This is a genomic window from Enterobacter sp. BNK-13 (assembly GCF_048685015.1).
Lineage (GTDB): Bacteria > Pseudomonadota > Gammaproteobacteria > Enterobacterales > Enterobacteriaceae > Enterobacter > Enterobacter quasiroggenkampii.
Map to the genome: position 1 here is coordinate 2732712 of NZ_JBLQTP010000001.1, position 19316 is coordinate 2752027.

Here is a 19316-nt window from a genome sequence, read left to right on the forward strand (position 1 = left end):
GCCTCTTAAAGAACTAGCCTGCGCGAAGCAGCGTTTTCATTTTTTCGTTACGGCAAAACTGGCGCTTCATCTCAACGACCAGCGCATTGCGAGAAAGTACGATCATCACGACGAAGGCCAGCGCCCCCGCGGCAACCTGCACCGCCAGCAGCGCGGCCAGCGGCAGATGGCCGCTGAGGATCGCGCCCAGACCGTAGCTCACCGCCAGGGTCGGCAATGAGAGATAGAACGGCAGCCACAGGCTCAGGATGTACTGACGGTAGCTGGAGCCCAGCACCGGTTTAATCATGATGAAGTAGCTCAGGACGGTATTGACGATCTGCACCAGCAGGAAGCCCAGCGTGACGCCAATGGCGCCCGCCATGTGTCCGCCGACGATAATTGCCGGAATAAACAGGAAGGTTTTGAACACATTGAACTTAAAGCTGATGTCCACGCGCGCTTTAGCCATCAACAGGGACCCAATCGGGTTCCCCACGGAGCGCAGCAGCCCTACCACGCACAGCAGCTGAAGGATCGGGATAATACCGTTCCACTTCTCGCCAAACACCAGCGGCACGAAGTTGCTGGACACCACCATCAGCCCCAGCAGCACCGGGAAGTTGATAATCCCCACCACCGAAAGCAGCTTGTAGAAATTAACGCGCAGCTTTTCGGTGTCGTCCTGAATCTTGGCAAACGCCGGGAACAGCACGCGGGTGATAATCGGATTCAGCTTCATCGGCGGCACCACCGCGACGTTGTAGGCCAGGTTGTAGCCCCCCGCCACGCTGGCGCCGAGAATACGTGCCAGCACCAGCGTCGAGAGGTTGGTGTTCACGTAGTTGATAATGCTGTCCGCCGTCAGCCACGCGCCAAAGCGCAGGTTGGACGAGACGGACGCAAGAGAGAAATGCAGTCCCGGACGGTAAATTTTACGCCCAAAGTAGCCGAACAGCAGCGTACGCACGGCAGAGTTCACCAGGTAACCGAGGATGGCGGTCATCGCCAGCGGCCAAAAATGGGCGCTCACGACGGTAAAGGTAAAGCCCGCCAGCACGGCGCTGGTCTCGATCATGCCGATCTTATTGAACTCCAGCTCTTTCTGCATCAGCGCGCGGAACTGCTGCCCGTGGGGGATCACCACGAACGCAAACGACAGCGTGCGCATCAGCGGGGCGAGATCCGGGTTGTGCAGCACGCTGGCGATGGTGTCGCTCAGCAGGAACACCAGCACAAACACGAAAATCCCCAGCCCCACGTTCAGCCAGTAGAGCGTGGTCAGCTCAAGATGGCTGATCTCTTTGCGCTGGATAATCGAGTTGGCGATACCAAAGTCAGACAGCGTATCGGCCAGCGCGATGATCACCAGCGAGACGGTCAGCAGGCCGAACTGGTGATTATCGATAATGCGCGCCAGCACCGTCATCTGCACCAGGCCGAGGCCAATGATGACGATGGTCGCCATCGCTGACCACTTGGCGCCGCTGATGGTTTTTTCACGTAAGCTCATCTTAGTACGCCGCTTTGTTCACGAAACCTTTGAAGATAGTCAGAAAAACAATCTTGATATCGAACCAGAGGCTCCACTCGCGGATGTACTCCAGATCGAACTCGATGCGTTTTTCCATTTTTTCCAGCGTGTCGGTTTCGCCGCGCCAGCCGTTGATTTGCGCCCAACCGGTGATGCCCGGCTTCACCTTATGGCGCAACATGTAGCCTTCAATCAGCGAGCGGTACTGCTCGTTATGCGCCACCGCGTGCGGACGCGGGCCAACAATCGACATCCCGCCGGTAAAGACGTTGATAAACTGTGGCAGTTCATCCAGCGAGGTGCGGCGCAGGAAGTTCCCGACGCGGGTGACGCGCGGATCGTTCTGCGTGGCCTGGGTCACGACCTTGTCGTTCTCCATCACCTTCATGGAGCGGAATTTCCACACCATAATCGGCTTACCGTCCATGCCGTAGCGGGTCTGACGGAAGATAACCGGTCCAGGAGAGCTCAGCTTCACCGCGAGGGCAATGCAGCACAGCACCGGAGAGATGAGCAGAAGAATCAGCGAAGAGAGCACGATATCTTCCAGACGCTTCAGCACGCGGTTAATACCGGACAGCGGCGTGTCGTACAGCGGTACGACCGGCACGCCGTTCACCTCTTCAATACGCGAATGAAGGATGTTAAAGGTAAACACGTCCGGGATCAGGAGCACTGAACAGGTCGTATCCGCCAGCTCGCGCATCAGCTGCTTAATGCGGGAGTCGTCTTTCATCTGCATGGCGATGTAGACGTTGTGAATTTTGCCGGCCTTCGCATCGTCAATCAGTTGGTCGTAGTTGCCCGCCCAATCGGCAGGCACGCCGCCAGGCTTCGCGTCGTGATAAATCCCGACCACTTCAAAGCCTAACCACGGCTCTTTGCGGAAGCTGTCGAGCAGCACCCTGCCGACGGGCAGATCGCCTGCTACCGCCACAAAGCGACGATTATAGCCACGGTTGCGCAGCCAGCCCGCGCCAAAGCGGATCAGGGAGCGGCACACTACCATGCCGACGCTGCTTAACAGATACCAGCAGAGATAGGTCACGAGGCGATTATCAAAATCATGGCTGAACGCCACCAGGCCTGCGCTGAAGATCAGGCTCAGGGTCCAGTTCTGCAGCAACAGCATCAGTTCGGTGGTCATTTTGACGCCGCGCCACGAGCGGTAGAAATCGGTCATTCCGCCGATCATCTGAAACACGACCAGCGCAATCAGGGCCATCAGAAGATGCATATATAAGAACGGCAGCCCGCTGATCCGACACACCGCCCACAATCCACCGACCATGATGGTGATATCAGAAAAACGCTGCACCATAGAGATTAACGATGCATTCGTTCTCGCTCGTTCGCGTTTTTTTAGATTCGTCATCGTTGTTCCTGTATTCGGTTCCCCCTCCCACCGGGAGGGGCAGTTATTACTGGTTCAACAGCGCCAGAATGTCCTTCGTTCGGGCTTCCATCAGCGCGGTGTCCGCACGGGACTCCACGTTCAGGCGCACCACCGGCTCGGTGTTGGACGAGCGCAGGTTAAAGCGCCACTGCGGGAACGCCATGCTGATGCCGTCGGTACGGTCAATTTCCAGCGCGTGAATCGCAAAGTGCTGCTCCACGCGGGCAATCGCCTCGGCCGGCTGCGCCAGCTTGCTGTTGATCTCCCCGCTCGCCGGGAACGCCGCCATACGGTCGCGCACCAGCTCGCCCAGGGTCTGCCCCTTCAGGCACAGCAACTCGGTGACCAGCAGCCACGGGATCATTCCACTGTCGCAGTAGGCAAAGTCCCGGAAGTAGTGGTGGGCGCTCATCTCGCCGCCGTAGATGGCGTCTTCTTCGCGCATGCGCTCCTTGATGAAGGCGTGGCCGGTTTTGGACATCACCGGCGTGCCGCCTGCGGCAGACACCACGTCGACGGTGTTCCAGGACAGACGCGGGTCATGAATGATTTTCGCGCCCGGGTTTTTCTCGAGGAACGCTTCTGCCAGCAGGCCGACAATGTAGTAGCCCTCGATGAACTGCCCTTTCTCGTCGAACAGGAAGCAGCGGTCGAAATCACCGTCAAAGGCGATGCCCATGTCCGCGCCGTGCTCAATCACCGCGTTGCGAGTGTCGTCGCGGCACTCCGGCAGCAGCGGGTTAGGAATACCGTTCGGGAAGTTGCCGTCCGGGGTGTTATGCACTTTCACGAAGGTCACCGGCACGTTCAGTGCCTTAAAGCGCGCTTCAAGGGCATCGACAACCGGGCCGGCCGCGCCGTTACCGGAGTTAATCACCAGCTTCAGCGGCTTCAGGTTCGCCACGTTGATGTAGCTCAGCAAGTGGTCGATGTACTCTTTCTGCAGGTTGATTTTTTTGTAGCTGCCGCGCTTCGCCTCGTTCACCGGCGGGAAATCGTTGGCTTCCGCCAGACGCTGCACATCGCGCAGGCCGGTGTCGCCGCTGATCGGGCGGGCGCCCTTGCGCACCAGCTTCATGCCGTTGTAGTCCATCGGGTTGTGGCTGGCCGTCACTTCAATACCGCCGTCCACGCCCAGGTGGAAAGTGGCAAAGTAAATCTCTTCGGTTCCGGAAAGACCGATGTCCAGCACGTCCACGCCCGCATCCTGCAGCCCTTTCGCCAGAGCCAGCTTCAGGGATTCGCTGGTCAGACGCACGTCGCCGCCCAGCACGATGGTCTGCGGTTTTAAATATTCGCCGTACGCACGACCAATGCGCCACGCAATGTCTTCATTCAGCTCTTCGCCCAGCTTGCCGCGAATATCGTAGGCCTTAAAACAGGTTAATTTTTCCATGATGACCCCTTTTTCAGGCAACAGTCGGTCCTGACCACTTAATGGCCAAATTGATTTTTTTGTCATTCGTAGGCCCGGTAAGCGCAGCGCCACCGGGCATGATGCTGAGGGCTACACCCGTCCGTAGCGGTCCTGGAAGCGCACGATATCGTCCTCTTCCAGATACGAGCCGGAGCGCACCTCAATTAAGTCGAGAGGAATTTTCCCCGGGTTCTCCAGACAGTGCGTCGCCCCCAGCGGAATATAAATGGACTCGTTTTCACCCAGCAGTTTGACTTCACCGTCGATCGTGACTTTGGCGGTACCCGCGACCACCACCCAGTGCTCGGCGCGGTGATGGTGCATCTGCACCGACAGCCCCTCGCCCGGCTTCACGGTGATGCGTTTCACCTGATAACGGTCGCCTGCGTCAATGGAGTCATATTTCCCCCACGGACGGTAGACTTCGCGATGAATGTGGTGCTCGTGACGGCCATCCGCCTTGATCTTCTCCACCACTTTTTTAACGTCCTGCACGGCGTTACGGTCGGCAATCAGCACGGCGTCTTTGGTCTGGACCACCACCAGATCTTTCACCCCGACCGTGGTGACCAGGCCAGACTCGGCGTAGACGTAGCTGTTTTCCGTTTTGTGGCTAATGACATCACCGTGATGGACGTTACCCTCCGGGGTATGGGCGCTGATCTCCCACAGGGAGGACCAGGAGCCGACATCGCTCCAGCCCGCATCCATCGGCACCACAACGGCATCTGCCGTGCGTTCCATCACCGCATAGTCAATGGACTCTTCCGGACAGGCGAGGAAGGCCTCTTCATCCACGCGGATAAAGTCGAGATCCGGGTCCACCACCGCCATCGCTTTCTCGCAGGCTTGCAGAATATCCGGGCGATATTTGCTCAGCTCTTCCAGATAGCGTCCGGCGCGGAACAGGAACATCCCACTGTTCCAGTAATATTCCCCGCTGGCGACATACGCCTGCGCGGTTTCAAGATTGGGTTTTTCAACGAACTGCGCCACGTCAAACGCCACGCTGTCGCCTTCACCCGGCGTCACGTTGCCGCGACGGATGTAGCCGTAGCCGGTTTCCGGCAGATCCGGCACGATACCGAAGGTCACCAGCTTGCCGCTCTCAGCGTAAGGAATGGCCGCACGCACTGCGTCACGGAAGGCCTCTTCCTGCTGGATCACGTGGTCTGCCGCCAGCACCAGCATCAGCGGGTCACAATCCGGGCTGCTGCGTTTTGCTGCCAGCGCCGCCAGGGCGATAGCCGGTGCGGTATTGCGTCCGGCAGGCTCCAGGATGATATTTTCTGTGAGTTTGTTCAGCTGGCGCAGCTGCTCGGCAACGATAAAGCGGTGCTGTTCGTTACAGATCACCACCGGGCTTTCACACTCCACGCCGTGGAGACGGTTTACCGTCGTCTGCAGCATGGTGAGATCCCCTTTCAGGCAGAGGAACTGTTTTGGATAGAGCACGCGGGACAGCGGCCACAACCGGCTACCAGAGCCACCAGCCATCACAACCGGATACAAAGTGGTTTGACTCATGATTTATCCCCGTATATCTGCAATAAATTGGCTCAGCACGTTCTCTTTCTCGAGCGTGCGTTCGGCATATTCACGTGCCACCGTGTTCATTTTTGGCATGGCAAGTGCCTGTTCAATGCCAGTGACCAGCGCCGGGACCGATTCCGGCTCTACGCACACGGCAATCCCCGGATAGCTGTCACACAGCTGGCCTAATTCAGTTTCGGCTTCGGCCGTAATCACCGCGTTACCGCCCACTGCCAGAATGTTGGTCAGCTTGGACGGCAGCACCGCATCCGCCGCGCCGCGCTTTTGCACCACCAGATGGCAGTCGCCCATCTTCAGCAGCGCAGGCAATGCCTCGTAAGACTGAAGCGGGAAGAATTTCACGTTGGTCAGGCCGCGTTCGCTGACCATTTTTTCCAGCCGCGCTTTTCCACCACCCTGCCCGACAATCACAAACATCCATGGATGTTCTTTCAGCAGTTGAGCCGCCTCGATCACGCTCTCCAGCCCCTGCTTTTCGCCGATATTGCCTGAGTAAAGAATGATTTTTTGATCTTCAGGCAAACCGAGCTGCGCGCGCAGCGCCTGAGCATCTCGCTCAGTCACGTCGCGAAAACGCGCCACTTCGGACCAGTTCGGGAAGAAGATCACCTTCTCCGCCGGGACGCCTTTCTCTTGCGCCTTGTTCATCATCGAGCGCGAGATCGTTGAGACGTAATCCACGTTGTGTAAGCCACTGCGCTCAAACGCGCTGGCGAGCTTCGCCACCTTGCCGCCTTTGCTTTTGCCTGCCATCCCCAGGCCCAGCATGGCGTCAACTTCATAATCCTGAATGTGCAGCAGGGTGCGCGCGCCGGAGAGTTTGCCCAGCAGACGCATGCCCGGCGTGCAAAACAGCGTCGGCACCACGCCGATGATGCGATCCGGCTTCCAGCGACGCTGCGCCATCAGCGGGAAGAAACTACTCAGAGCAAAGCTGCCGAGATGAATCAACCGTTTAAGCGTTGAGGGCTGCTTAGGCACATACAGCGGGCAGCGCCAGACGGTCGCTGCACCCTCTTCGCGACGGTAGCGCCAGCTTGAGTAGCGCTCCCCCACTTTCCATTCCGGGTAGTACGGCGGCGCGGTAATGACCCGCACGTCATGTCCCTGGCTCGCCATCCACTCGACCATCTCGCCGGTGTATTTCCCGATACCGGTTAGCTCCGGCGAGTAGTTGATTCCGTATACGAGGATCTTCATAAGCCCGGCACCCCGGACTGACGTTCAGCGAGGAAATAGGCGCGACTGTTGTCATGCACATTGTCGCTCGCCAGCAGCGCCTCTGGCGTCTGCCAGCGGTAGTCGTCGTGCTGAGAATCAGGCAGACGCAGGTCTGCCTCACTCACCTTCAGGCGGAACCCCAGCACGATGTAGTGCGTGGTGAACCCGGTGCCTGAAAAGTTATCGTCATAGAAGTGCTGCCAGACCCCGTAAAACTGGCCCGCTGCCATCGGCAGCTGCAGACCCAGTTCCGCCAGAGTGAGACGCTCAAACGCATCGGTAAGCGTCTCATCCTTTTGCACGCGCCCGCCGGGCACGAACCAGAAGCCCTGCGCAGGACGGTTGGTTCGTTTCCCCAGCAAGAACTCGCCGCGTTCGTTCTCCACGATCAAATCAATCGAGATGAGCGGAGTGGAACGCACTACCGTGGCAAAATCTTCCTGACTTAAAAACATCATTACCCCCGGAAGCGGTGCTGGTTTTCCAGGAACCACTGATAGGTGCTTGCCAGCCCCTGCTCCAGTGACACCTCGTGATACCAGCCCAGCTGATGCAGACGGGTCACGTCCAGCAGTTTGCGCGGCGTGCCGTCCGGTTTCGTGGCATCAAACACCACGCGGCCTTTGTAGCCCACCACCTGCGCGATGGTCTGCGCCAGCTCGCGAATGGTGCAGTCCACGCCGGTGCCCACGTTGATGTGCGACAGCATCGGCTCGGTGTTCTCCTGCCACACTTCGCGATCCAGCTCCATCACGTGAATGCTGGCCGCAGCCATGTCGTCCACGTGCAGGAATTCACGCATCGGCGTACCGCTGCCCCACACCACCACATCCGGCGCGTTCTCGGCGGTTGCCTCGTGGAAACGACGCAGCAGCGCCGGGATCACGTGCGAGTTGCTCGGATGGAAGTTGTCGTGCGGTCCGTACAGGTTGGTCGGCATCACCGAGCGATAGTCGCGGTTGTACTGACGGTTGTAGGACTCGCACAGCTTGATCCCGGCAATCTTGGCAATGGCGTACGGCTCGTTGGTGGCTTCCAGGGTACCCTGCAGCAGCTCGCTTTCGGCGATCGGCTGTTTCGCCATTTTCGGGTAAATACAGGATGAGCCGAGGAACAGCAGTTTGTTCACGTTGTGCAGATGCGCCGCGTGAATGATGTTGCTCTCAATCATCATGTTTTCGTAGATGAAATCCGCCGGGTAGGTGTTGTTGGCAACAATGCCGCCCACCTTCGCCGCCGCCAGATACACCTGGTCAATGCGTTCGTTAGCAAAGAAGTCCTGTACCGCACGGCTGTCGAGCAGGTTAAGCTCGTCGCGCGTGCGGACAACCACTTCGACGTCACCACGCTGTTCGAGCTGGCGAACAATCGCGGAACCCACCATTCCGCGATGACCGGCGACAAAAATACGTTGTTTTGTCATTCTCAGGACTCCAGCGCGATGGCAACCTCGTAGCCATGAGACTTGAGCAGAGAGTGTTTTTTCGCTGCTTCAAGATCTTTGGCTACCATCTCGGAAACCATCTCCTGCAGAGTGGTTTCTGGTTTCCAGCCCAGCTTCTCGTGCGCTTTGGTTGGGTCGCCCAGCAGGGTTTCCACTTCAGCAGGACGGAAGTAGCGCGGGTCAACCTGCACAATCACGTCGCCTGGCTTCACGCCCGGTGCGTCATGGCCGGTCACGGAAACCACGATGCCCTTCTCTTCCACGCCGGTGCCTTCGAAGCGCAGCTTGATGCCCAGCTGCGCAGCAGCCATTTCAACGAACTGACGAACGGAGTACTGCACGCCGGTGGCGATCACGAAGTCTTCTGGCTGTTCCTGCTGCAGCATCATCCACTGCATTTTCACGTAGTCTTTGGCATGGCCCCAGTCACGCAGGGAGTCCATGTTGCCGAGGTGCAGGCACGATTCCAGACCCTGCGCGATGTTGGCGATAGCGCGGGTGATTTTGCGGGTCACGAAGGTTTCGCCGCGACGTGGAGATTCGTGGTTGAACAGAATGCCGTTACAAGCGTACATGCCGTAGGATTCACGGTAGTTCACGGTGATCCAGTAAGCGTACAGTTTCGCTACCGCGTACGGAGAGCGCGGATAAAATGGCGTGGTCTCTTTCTGTGGAATTTCCTGCACCAGACCGTACAGCTCAGAGGTGGATGCCTGGTAGAAACGGGTTTTCTTCTCAAGGCCGAGGAAGCGAATCGCTTCCAGCAGACGCAGCGTACCCATGGCGTCCACGTCAGCGGTGTATTCCGGAGACTCGAAGGAGACCGCAACGTGGCTCATCGCGCCCAGGTTGTAGACTTCATCCGGCTGCACTTCCTGCAGGATACGGGTCAGGTTGGAGGTATCGGTCAGGTCGCCGTAGTGCAGGTGGAATTTCGGGTTCGCCGCGTGAGGATCCTGGTAAATATGATCGACACGTTCGGTGTTGAAAGAAGACGCACGACGTTTAATACCGTGTACTTCATAACCTTTTTCCAGCAGTAACTCTGCCAGGTAAGAACCATCCTGCCCGGTAACGCCGGTGATGAGAGCGACTTTAGACATGTTTATATTCCTCTACTTATGAATTTAATCAGTTTCAACGCGTTCGCGTATCACCACTGCGGGGTTGCCACGGCAAATTTTATTTGCCGGTAGCGATTTAAAAACGCTGCTGCGGGCACCAACGACCGTGCCATCGCCAACAGAAACACCCGGTGCAACAAAAACATCCGTTGCCAGCCAGCATTTTTCGCCAATCACAATAGGCGAAGCGGTAATATCAAAATGCTGACTCATAAAGTCATGGCTGCCGGTGCACAAATAACATTTCTGTGAAACCACCGAATTTGCGCCAATCGTAATCTCGCCCAGGGTATATAACACCGCGTCATCCCCTACCCAGGCGTAATCCCCAAGCGTTAATTTCCAGGGGTAGGTAATTTTCACCGAAGGCCGAATGACTACGTTTTTTCCTATTTTTGCGCCAAACAGACGCAATAAAAATGCTCGCCAGCGGTACAGTATTTGTGGTGACCAGGCAAATAAGGTGGCCTGAACGGCCCACCATAGCTGCACTTTAATACCGCCAGCCCCCCGAAAACCTTTCGGTACGGAGAAACCGTTCAGATCCTGCATTACGTTTCCTTATATTCAGGCTTTGTTATATAAGGCTTTCGTTTTACTCGTGGTGCGCACGCGTAAAAAATAAGATAATTCCGCCCAGAACCCCGGCACGCGTAATATTTTACGCTGCACGTTTTTGGCATCCTGGCACAATTCCAGATTATTCGAGGTTGACACACCACCCATTGAAAATTCAGATACCAGCCCTTTAATTCGGCGGAACGGGTAACCTGACTTATAGAGACTGGCGGCCAGCGCATAATCGGAAGACACTTTATACTGCAAATCGTAAGGCTGTTTTTTCAGACCTTTTACCGGAAAGAAAATGGCCTGATGGCTGGCAGGTAAACTGTGATAGATATACCAGCCCGGCTTAGCGCTGCGACACACTTTATGTCCGTCGCCAAAATCGAGCAGCGCATCGCCAATATACATGGCGTCCTCTTTCTGGCGCGCCAGCTGACGGGCAAAAAGCGCCACGTTATCATGGAAAATATCACCCGAATTCAGAAAGATGGCATAACGGCCCTGCGCCATATTGATGCCTTTGTTCATCGCATCGTAGATGCCTTTATCTTTCTCGCTGATGTAACGTAAGTTGAACTCACCGTTGAGTTTTTCCAGAAACTCCGCCGTGCCATCGTTCGAGCCGCCGTCGACCACAATCCACTCAAAGGTGAGGCTTGGATCGCGCGCCAGGTTGCGCAGCGAGCGCCAGGTTTTTACCACCCCTTCGTAATTACGAAAAGCGACAGTAATGACGCTAAGAAACATAAATCACCTCATTTCGTCATACGTTCGTAATATTAAGCGCTTTGCGCAGAATAAACGGACAGACAATCAAGAAAGCATATTCCGGACTAAATATTGACCCGGTAAAAAACAGCGACACCGGCGTAAACAGATAAAGCTGCACGCGAAAGTTCTGGTTATCCCCGAACGCGTTAATCATCATTTTGAAAACTTTAAACAGATACCACAGCGTCAACAGTACGGCGAACCACGAAAAATAAATAATTAACAGATACAGACCATTGTCTATGGTTTTACCGACATCCGCACCGTTAAAGATTCCGAATGATGCAACATATTCGTAAAGTGAGCCGAATCTTACTACACCATCTATATGGGTTAAGGAATAACCCACCATCACCAGCGGTCCAATGATGCGATAATAGGACGATGAGCCTTCCGTTCCCAAATCACCCAGTCGTTCTGAGATGTATGGGAAGGCAAATATCACGCCCACCATAAATACCGTCAGGGAGATAATCGCCAGCGGCAGTTTTTTCTTAATCGCATCTTTGTTCAGGTACTGAAACGCCCATTCCAGCAGGTAAAACAGGATAAATGTCATTACCCCTGAGAACGATCCAGACAGAACGATTCCTGCAAGAATCATAGCATCGGTCTTAGGCGTTTTGATACCAAACTGTTTGATGCTGAGCCAAATTGAGATTAACGCCAAAGCGAAAAACGCCGGTTCAAAATAGAGTGCCGTGGTACGCTTCCCGCCGAACTTGATGAAGTTCAAAACATAGCTGTTGCTGTAAATGAGATATTTCGAAATTATCTCCATCAGGCTACTGCCGCCGGTAAGAATAATTTGCGCCATCTCCATGGCAGCAAGCATAACAATTAACGCAACGGCAATATAAAAGAACCTGAGGATTTTCCGATAATTGTGCGGAGAAATCGTTTTGAAGCGAATACTCCAGACCATTCCGATAATAATAACGATATAAACAAACAGCATGGTCGAGGTGACGTATTTACTGGCATCCAGCGACTGGCCAAAGATGTAGTTGAACAGCGTCAGGCCCGTACCCAACCCTAAGGCAATCATCAGCTTCTTCAGGTTGATTTTATCGACATACAGCAGAAGCAGAACGGGCAAGAAGGTGACGATGGTTATCGGAAAGCTTTCGCCGAGCTGGGCAATTTTGACGTTGACCAGCAGATAGATCAGCGGCAGCAGCAGATAACTACAGATTCTGATAGAACGAGACATACTCCTCCAGCATCTGTTGTCCACTGTAGGCCTTGCGGCTGCGGTTGCGGAACGATTCCAGGTCAGTGCCAAAAACAGCCTGAGCGATCTGCGCCTTCGGCAGTTGCACCAGCGGCAGGACCTCCTGCTCGGCAAAAGTTTTCCCACCCGATTTTTCCAGCACTTCGCGTGCCGCATCGCTGTGGGTGGCAATCACCGGCACGCCGATGGAGAGCGCTTCACAGAGGATCAGCGGGTAGTTATCCACGCGGGAGCTGAATACCAGCGCATCCATTTCATTCAGCGCGCTCATCAGCTTGCGCTTATCGGTTTCAAACCCGTGGTTCACTACGTTAGCCCCTTCGAACGGTGAAAATTTGCCGAAGGTATGGAGCTCAATTTTGTCACCCAGCGCCATCATGTCGCGCACCAGCTGCTGGTTGGTTTTCCCGTCGTAACGCAGGTCATGCGCAACGATAGCGATCTTCGGTTTGCCCGCGGTTTCTGCCACCGGCGTCAGCTCGGCGAGAATGGCTTCCGTCGCCACGTCGATGCCGTTGTTAATAATCTGGCAGCGCCCTGCCCCGTACAGGCTGTTGAAGGCATCGGCCACGTGCTGGCTCGGGGAGATAAACGTGCAGCCGAGCGAGAGCATGTCGCGGAAAAGCTGGCGCTTGCCGGCCACCAGAGTGTGCGCGCGATCCACCTTCACTGGCGGATAGTTGCTCAGCGTCGGGCATTTCTGGCAGTTGTTTTTCCAGCCTTCGCAGCCGTCGGTAAACGCGCAACGGCCGGTTACGCTCCAGTGATCGTGCAGCGTCCAGACGAAGCGGGTGTCGGGCTTGTGGGCCTGCACCTTCTGACAGAACGCCACCACCTCTTCCAGATTTAGCCAGTAGCTGTGCAACACGTGAAAATGCAGCACAACCGGGCCGGTAGTGCGGGTCACCGTGCGATAAAGCGTATTCAGGTTGCCAAACAGATCGCGGTTAAACAGACGGAACAACGCGATATTGGCAATCGAGGTCAGGCGCGGCGTGTGCTTGTGCACCTGCGGGAAGTTATCGTGACTGACGCTTTTTTTGCCGCCCTTGCCATAACCATAAATAAAACGAGACTGAAGTCCTTTTTGCAGCGCGCGCTGGTGCAGATCCAGCGCCACCCCTGCCGCTCCGCCTTCTGCGAGGCGTACGTTAAATTGCAAAATATTCATTTAATCACCTTCACGCGGGCTTTTTCTCCCACCACCAGCGCGTTATCCGGAATGGTGTCCAGCACCACGCTGCCCGCACCAATTGTGACGTTGTTACCAATCGTAATGTCACCAATGATCACCACGTTTGCGCCCAGCTCGACGTTATTGCCAATGACCGGGCAGGCCAGGCTGTCTGGCCCACGGTTGCCAATGGTCACCCCATGGCGGATGGTGAAATCATCCCCGGCGACCACGAACTTGTTGATCACCACCGCATAGCCGTGGTGGATGGTAAAGCGGCGGCCAATGGTGGCCGCGGCCTGAATTTCATAGCCAAAAAAGCATTCGGTGATGATGCGATACAGCACCAGCACGGGTGCCGCCCAGATGTTGTTCAGGACATTTTTCTTACGCCACACCGAGCAAAAATGCGCGATGCGGTACGCCAGAACCATGCAGCACGGACGCAGGCTCCAGCTGTTAGCGCGGCAATCTTCCAGAAACATTATTTCCCCCGAAGTCCATCAGCCAGGCGCTTGCCGTTACGAACGGACAACAGCGTCAGCAGCGTGCGCCAGTTCATGCGCTTATTGCGGATCTGATAGAGGGTAAAGAGCTGATATTTACGGCTGGCACGGTCAAACTTGTCCTTGTGCTTGCGGTAAAAATGGAAGTAACCCGAGAATTTTTTCGGCGAGGAGGTAATCTGCATCTCCCCGTGATTGATGTGCAGGATCTGCGTGGCCTCTTCGACCTTCCACGGTTCGCCGTATTCCACCACCATGCGCAGAAAGATATCGTAATCCTGCGCAGCCTTCAGTTCGGTATCGAACAGGCACTCTTTGAAGCGCCACGCCCAGGTAAAGACCTGGTTACCAATGATGTTGCGCTTGTAGAACAGGCGGCGAGAGTACGGTGATTTCGGATAGAGCGGCAGGCTGGCAGGCTGCGAGTACACCTCGCCCTGACAGACATAGTCGTTGGCATACAGGAACGCGTGCGTGACCAGCTGCTCTTTATGCGACAGGAAGACAGACAGGCGGTTCGGCGTCCATTCGTCGTCGTCGTCGATGCCGGTCAGATACTGCCCTTTGGCCTGCATAATCGCCTGGTTACGCACAGCACAGGCGCCGGAGTTAATGGCGTTATGTGTATAAACCACCCGCGGGTCGTTGAGGTCAGTCACAAATTTTTGCAGCTGTTCATACGAGGAAGAGCAGTCATCCACGATGATCAGCTCCCAGTTATCGTAATCCTGACGTAACACCGACTTGATTGCGCGGATCGCCAGCTGCTGACGATTCCATGTCGGCATATAGATAGAAATCAAAGGGCGTTGTGTGGTCATTTTTTCCCCTCACCCCGGCCCTCTCCCCAAAGGGGAGAGGGTGAAAGGCAGCCAGTGGTTATCATTACGTTCGTCCCCCAAATCCAGCACCGAACAGTCCCCTCTCCCCTTTGGGGAGAGGGTTAGGGTGAGGGGTGTGGGGGGTGTTTTGTTATTTACTGTCAGACTTATATTCGTACTCGTAATAGCCATAATCCTGATAGCCGGTCGCGCGACGGAAGATGGAGTTCAGGATCACCCCTTTAACCTCAATCCCGTTCTGCTCGAAGCGGCTCAGGCTGGTTTCCACCTCTTTCAGGGTGTTCACCGCGTAACGCGCCACCATCAACGTGGTACCCGCATGGCGGCCAACAACGGCCGCGTCGGTCACGGCCAGAATCGGCGGCGTATCGATCAGCACCAGGTCGTAGTTTTTGCTCGCCCACTCCACCAGTTCGCTAAAACGCTCGCTCATCAGCAGCTCGGACGGGTTAGGCGGCACCTGCCCACGAGGGATCAGGTCAAATTTCGGCACCGTAGTGGGCTTCGCGCTCTGGCTGATATCACCTTTGCCAAGCAGGATTTCCGACAGACCGTTAACGTTGTTGGTACCCAGCAGTTCGTGGGTGTAGCCTTTGCGCATATCGCAGTCGATCAGCAGCACACGCTTGTTGGTCTGGCTGACCACTGCCGCCAGGTTGGCGCAGACAAAGGTTTTACCGATTGACGGGCTGACGCCGGTTAACATCAGGACGTTATTTTTAGCCTGCATCATGGCGAAGTGCAGACTGGTGCGCAGGCTGCGGATCGCTTCGATAGCGAGGTCGGTTGGGTTACCCACCGCCAGCAGCTGGCTCTGTTTGTAACGCTTAACGCCTTTGATGGTTTTGACGCTGTCACGGGATTTTTGCCACTCAGACAGCGGAATGCTGGCATAGACGTTGATACCGTTTTCTTCCAGCACCTGCGGGCTTTCGATACCGCGGTTGAACAGCGAACGCAGCAGCACGCCAACGATGGAGAGCATCAGGCCGAGAATAATGCTGCCGAGAATGATCAGCGCTTTCTTCGGCTTCAGCACGCCAGGCTGGGTAATGGCCGGGTCGACGATGCGCACGTCACCCACGGTGCTTGCCTCGGTGATTTTCAGCTCCTGCTGCTTGTTCAGCAGCTGCATATAAACCTGCTGTCCGGACTCCACGTCGCGGGTCAGACGCACGATCTCCTGCTGGGTTTTCGGCATCGCGGTCACGCGGTCATTGAGCTTCGCCTTCTCCTCTTCCAGCGTGCGGCGTTTCTCCAGCAGGGTGCGGTAGGCCGGGTGGCGTTTGGTGTAAAGCTTGGAAATCTCCGCCTCTTTGAAGGTCAGCTCGTTAAGCTGCGCATCAATATTGACCATCGAATCGAGGACCGATTTTGCCTCCAGCGGCAGGTCAACGGAGTCTTTATCCTGACGGTAGGCGTTCAGCTTGTTCTCAGCATCATCCAGACGGCCGCGTACTTCCGGGAGCTGTTTCGCGAGGAAGGCCAGGCTTTTCGCCGCTTCAGCAGACTTACGCTCGACGTTCTGCTCAAGATAGTTGCGGGTAATGCTGTTCAGGATGTCGCGGATCTGATCCTTATCTTCACCGGTAAAGGTCATGCTCAGCACGCCGGTATCCTTACCGTTTTCGGTGACGGTCAGGTTGTTTTGCAGATTGTTGATCATCCCCAGCGTGGAGAATTTCGTGACGGTGAATTCACCGCCCTCCTGGGCATTGATCGCGCTGACCATCATGCTGACGCCATCTTTGGTGAGCATCTGCCCCACTTCACCGCGCGCGCTAAAGCCCGCGTCGCTGGTCAGCTGGTACTGTTTCGGGCCAAGTACCGTCAGGGTAAAGGTCTGATCGGCCGCCCCTTTTGGCAGCACAAAGTCAGTGACCTTGACCGTGTCGTTGTTTCTGCCCATCAACCGATCCCAGCCCGCACCAAAGATCGGGAAGGTATTTTTGGTGACGGAGATATCAAGGCCAAGGTCGTGGACCGTTTTACCCAGCACCAGACGTGACTGGATGAGCTGAATTTCAGCATCGGAGGCCGGCGGCTTGTTCGCCAGCGCAGAGCCAATGTCCTGCACCAGCGAGTTGCCGGTATTCTGCTCGATCTGCACCAGTGCATCGGCGCTGTAGATAGGGGTGGCAAACAGCGTGTAGACGACGGCCGCAGCGGCAAACACGGCGGTAATGCCCAGCACCCACCATTTTGCCTCTACAACAGTGCCGACCAGGCGTCCAATATCAATTTCATCACTGCCCGAAGTCGGGGCGGCAGAAGGTCTTGTTTTTTCGGTCATTGTTATCCCTGCTGAGCTTTCAGTGCCTGCGCCCACTGTTGGGCAGACTGGTCAAGTAAGGTGTAAACCGCCTCAAAGGCCTCATGGCTTTTGCGGTAGGGATCGGGGATTTCACGTTCATTGTCCCAGTGTCCAAACAGCATCACCTTACCGCGCATCTCCGGAGCGATATCGCACAGCGCATGAATATGGCGTTTTTCCATCGCCAGAATCAGGTCATACTCGCGGCACATGCGGCCAGTGACCTGGCGGGCAACATGCCCGTCGAGAGAGAGGTGATGATCCCGCGCCACGATCGTTGCGCGCTCATCGGCACCTTTACCGACCAGTGCACCCAGCCCTGCCGAATCAACGGTCAGTTCGGGCTGGTAGTGTTTCAACAACCGTTCAGCCGTAGGGGAACGGCAAATGTTCCCCACGCATACCACCAGAATTTTGTTAAACATCGCGGATTACCAGGTATGAATGTCGCGCGCCGTATCCGTCATGTAGCGAACGCCACTGATGGTTGGCAGCAACTGGTTGATCAGACGGTTCCAGCGGGCAACCGGTGCGGTAGTGACATACACCACATCGTATGGCTGGAGACGGAACTCCGTCGCCATCACCAGAGAGGTCGCATCGGACATATCCAGCTGGTAGATGTTGGCAATCTTGCCTTTCGCACTGCCCTCACCTTTCAGCGGACGGATGACGAAGATGCCGGTCGCGTTAGAGGTCGTCAGATCGATACCCTCAGCATTGCCCAGCGCTTCGGTCAGCGTCATACCGCTGAAGTCCATCTTGAGGGTGCTTTGTTTCTTCACTTCACCCATCACGAAGACTTTGAGATCGTCATTGCGTGGTACATAGAGGATGTCGCCCGGGTAAAGCAGGCGGTTCTGGGTCAGATCGCCGTTTTGCATCAGCGCCTGAAGCGAAATGCGCTGCTCCTTCCCGTTGTGGGTCAGTACCACGTTGCGCCAGTCGGCGCCGTCGGTTAACCCGCCCGCGGCGTTAATGGCATCCAGTACGGTCAGAGGAACGTTGGTGATAGCCTGCTGACCGGATTTGTTCACCTGGCCGGAGATATAGGCTTTTTGCGAGCGGAATGCGGCGATATTAACGTCCACCTGCGGGTCGGCGATGTACTGCGCTAAGCGGCCGGTAATATCACTACGGATCTCGGCAAGCGTTTTCCCTGCCACATGGACTTTACCAATGTAGGGATAGAACATGGTGCCATCTGACTGCACCCAGTTACCGGTGTCGCTTGAGCTACGGTACTGACCCGCTGGCGTGGTCAGTTCGGGGTGGTCCCAGACGGTCACGTTAATGACGTCTCCAGGCCCTACACGATACTGGTAGGACGCAATTTCCTGGTCCAGTGACATATTCGGCTGGGCAACGTTTGGACGTGGGCGTAATTGTTCGACCAGACGAGGCGTAAGTGGATAAACATTCACCATTTTGTCGAGATCAAAATCGGCATCCTGTTGCTTGATCACATCCTTGCCCATTGTTGACATATTGCTGCCGGGAAAGACAGTGCAACCGCTCATCAAGGTCACAGACACCAATAATGGTATCAATTTCATTTTGGAGTTCATCATTGATTATTTATCACTTTGGCAGAGTAATTATCCTGTGCAATTTAAATACGTGTGAATCTAAAATGCATTAAGAATGTAGCTAATTAAATAAAAATATAACTAGCATCATTCCTAAAAAAAACGTTATTTGGCCAGTCACTGTTGACAACGGAATCATGGCTCATCCACACACATCCAGGCACGCTACCGCCCTTGGCTTCCAGCTACCAATACGCTATAACACGATGAATTGCAGGCAAAAAATCGCCAGATTTTTTGCATTTGAAATAAATGGAGCATTCATAATACGCAGGCACTATTTCGTTAGTCGCTCAAAAAAAAACAACTACCAGTAACAGAAGATATCCTTTTTCAGGCTATTAATCTTGTAACAGCTAATCTCAAAACAGGCAAGAAAACGGGTTCCGAACACCAAATTTTAAGAATTTGTTTAGAAAAGCAGTTTATTTTTAAGAATTTCTTTATATTGACAGCGTTATCATTGAACACCTTTTAATGCGATATTTCTTAATTTTGTTATTTCAGATAAATACAGACTTTCTTGATGAATTAGACTTATTATTCCCGGTATTATTAATTTAATGATTATTGAGAGAAATCTCATACTGACATTGCAATTTCCCCCAGCTTTATCCATGATCGAATTGTGTCATTCGTCATGTTACAGA

Annotated in this window: 17 protein-coding genes; all 17 read right to left on the reverse strand. The window is 55.0% G+C overall.

All coding sequences use genetic code 11. The features are described from left to right. Positions 1-13: 13 nt before the first annotated feature. Positions 14-1492: a colanic acid undecaprenyl disphosphate flippase WzxC gene (wzxC, locus tag ACMGGQ_RS13335; protein WP_032646471.1), complete on the reverse strand. Its 1479-nt coding sequence runs from the start codon at positions 1490-1492 to the stop codon at positions 14-16. Between the two features lies 1 nt (position 1493). Further along, entirely contained in the window at positions 1494-2888 is a 1395-nt protein-coding gene (wcaJ, locus tag ACMGGQ_RS13340; protein ID WP_045908619.1) for an undecaprenyl-phosphate glucose phosphotransferase, read from the reverse strand. 46 nt (positions 2889-2934) lie between these two features. Next, on the reverse strand, positions 2935-4305 hold the full coding sequence (gene cpsG / locus ACMGGQ_RS13345) for a colanic acid biosynthesis phosphomannomutase CpsG (RefSeq protein WP_420290153.1): 1371 nt from the start codon (positions 4303-4305) through the stop codon (positions 2935-2937). 111 nt (positions 4306-4416) lie between these two features. Continuing rightward, the gene (gene cpsB, locus ACMGGQ_RS13350; RefSeq protein ID WP_045908620.1) at positions 4417-5853 is read right to left on the reverse strand and encodes a mannose-1-phosphate guanyltransferase; all 1437 of its coding nucleotides are present in this window, start codon (positions 5851-5853) and stop codon (positions 4417-4419) included. 3 nt (positions 5854-5856) lie between these two features. After that, positions 5857-7080, reverse strand: coding sequence for a colanic acid biosynthesis fucosyltransferase WcaI (gene wcaI / locus ACMGGQ_RS13355; RefSeq protein WP_063622063.1), 1224 nt, complete (start codon positions 7078-7080; stop codon positions 5857-5859). Then, positions 7077-7556 carry a GDP-mannose mannosyl hydrolase gene (locus tag ACMGGQ_RS13360; RefSeq protein WP_045418617.1) on the reverse strand — a complete coding sequence of 160 codons (480 nt, stop codon included), beginning with the start codon at positions 7554-7556 and terminating at the stop codon, positions 7077-7079. Before ACMGGQ_RS13360 ends, wcaI begins: the two co-directional genes overlap by 4 nt. Before the next feature lie 2 nt (positions 7557-7558). Continuing rightward, positions 7559-8524: a GDP-L-fucose synthase gene (gene fcl / locus ACMGGQ_RS13365; protein WP_013097874.1), complete on the reverse strand. Its 966-nt coding sequence runs from the start codon at positions 8522-8524 to the stop codon at positions 7559-7561. Between the two features lie 2 nt (positions 8525-8526). Then, positions 8527-9648: a GDP-mannose 4,6-dehydratase gene (gene gmd / locus ACMGGQ_RS13370; protein WP_003863514.1), complete on the reverse strand. Its 1122-nt coding sequence runs from the start codon at positions 9646-9648 to the stop codon at positions 8527-8529. Between the two features lie 24 nt (positions 9649-9672). Next, a complete protein-coding gene (gene wcaF / locus ACMGGQ_RS13375; protein ID WP_008499422.1) occupies positions 9673-10221 on the reverse strand; it encodes a colanic acid biosynthesis acetyltransferase WcaF in 549 nt (182 codons plus the stop codon). Between the two features lie 15 nt (positions 10222-10236). Continuing rightward, positions 10237-10983 (reverse strand): colanic acid biosynthesis glycosyltransferase WcaE, encoded by a 747-nt coding sequence (gene wcaE / locus ACMGGQ_RS13380; protein WP_420290154.1) that lies wholly within the window; start codon positions 10981-10983, stop codon positions 10237-10239. Between the two features lie 16 nt (positions 10984-10999). Continuing rightward, positions 11000-12220 (reverse strand): colanic acid polymerase WcaD, encoded by a 1221-nt coding sequence (wcaD, locus tag ACMGGQ_RS13385; RefSeq protein WP_045908624.1) that lies wholly within the window; start codon positions 12218-12220, stop codon positions 11000-11002. Beyond that, positions 12195-13412, reverse strand: coding sequence for a colanic acid biosynthesis glycosyltransferase WcaC (gene wcaC, locus ACMGGQ_RS13390; protein WP_045908625.1), 1218 nt, complete (start codon positions 13410-13412; stop codon positions 12195-12197). The genes wcaD and wcaC overlap by 26 nt, the downstream gene beginning before the upstream one ends. Next, a complete protein-coding gene (gene wcaB / locus ACMGGQ_RS13395) occupies positions 13409-13900 on the reverse strand; it encodes a colanic acid biosynthesis acetyltransferase WcaB (RefSeq protein ID WP_039025009.1) in 492 nt (163 codons plus the stop codon). Before wcaB ends, wcaC begins: the two co-directional genes overlap by 4 nt. Next, positions 13900-14742 carry a colanic acid biosynthesis glycosyltransferase WcaA gene (wcaA, locus tag ACMGGQ_RS13400; RefSeq protein WP_045908626.1) on the reverse strand — a complete coding sequence of 281 codons (843 nt, stop codon included), beginning with the start codon at positions 14740-14742 and terminating at the stop codon, positions 13900-13902. Before wcaA ends, wcaB begins: the two co-directional genes overlap by 1 nt. Before the next feature lie 151 nt (positions 14743-14893). Continuing rightward, positions 14894-17056, reverse strand: coding sequence for a tyrosine-protein kinase Wzc (wzc, locus tag ACMGGQ_RS13405; RefSeq protein WP_048028312.1), 2163 nt, complete (start codon positions 17054-17056; stop codon positions 14894-14896). A gap of 2 nt (positions 17057-17058) precedes the next feature. Next, positions 17059-17502, reverse strand: a complete 444-nt coding sequence (gene wzb, locus ACMGGQ_RS13410; RefSeq protein ID WP_045908628.1) for a low molecular weight protein-tyrosine-phosphatase Wzb — start codon at positions 17500-17502, stop codon at positions 17059-17061. Between the two features lie 6 nt (positions 17503-17508). Next, a complete protein-coding gene (locus ACMGGQ_RS13415; RefSeq protein WP_420290155.1) occupies positions 17509-18648 on the reverse strand; it encodes a polysaccharide export protein in 1140 nt (379 codons plus the stop codon). Between the last annotated feature and the right edge of the window lie 668 nt (positions 18649-19316).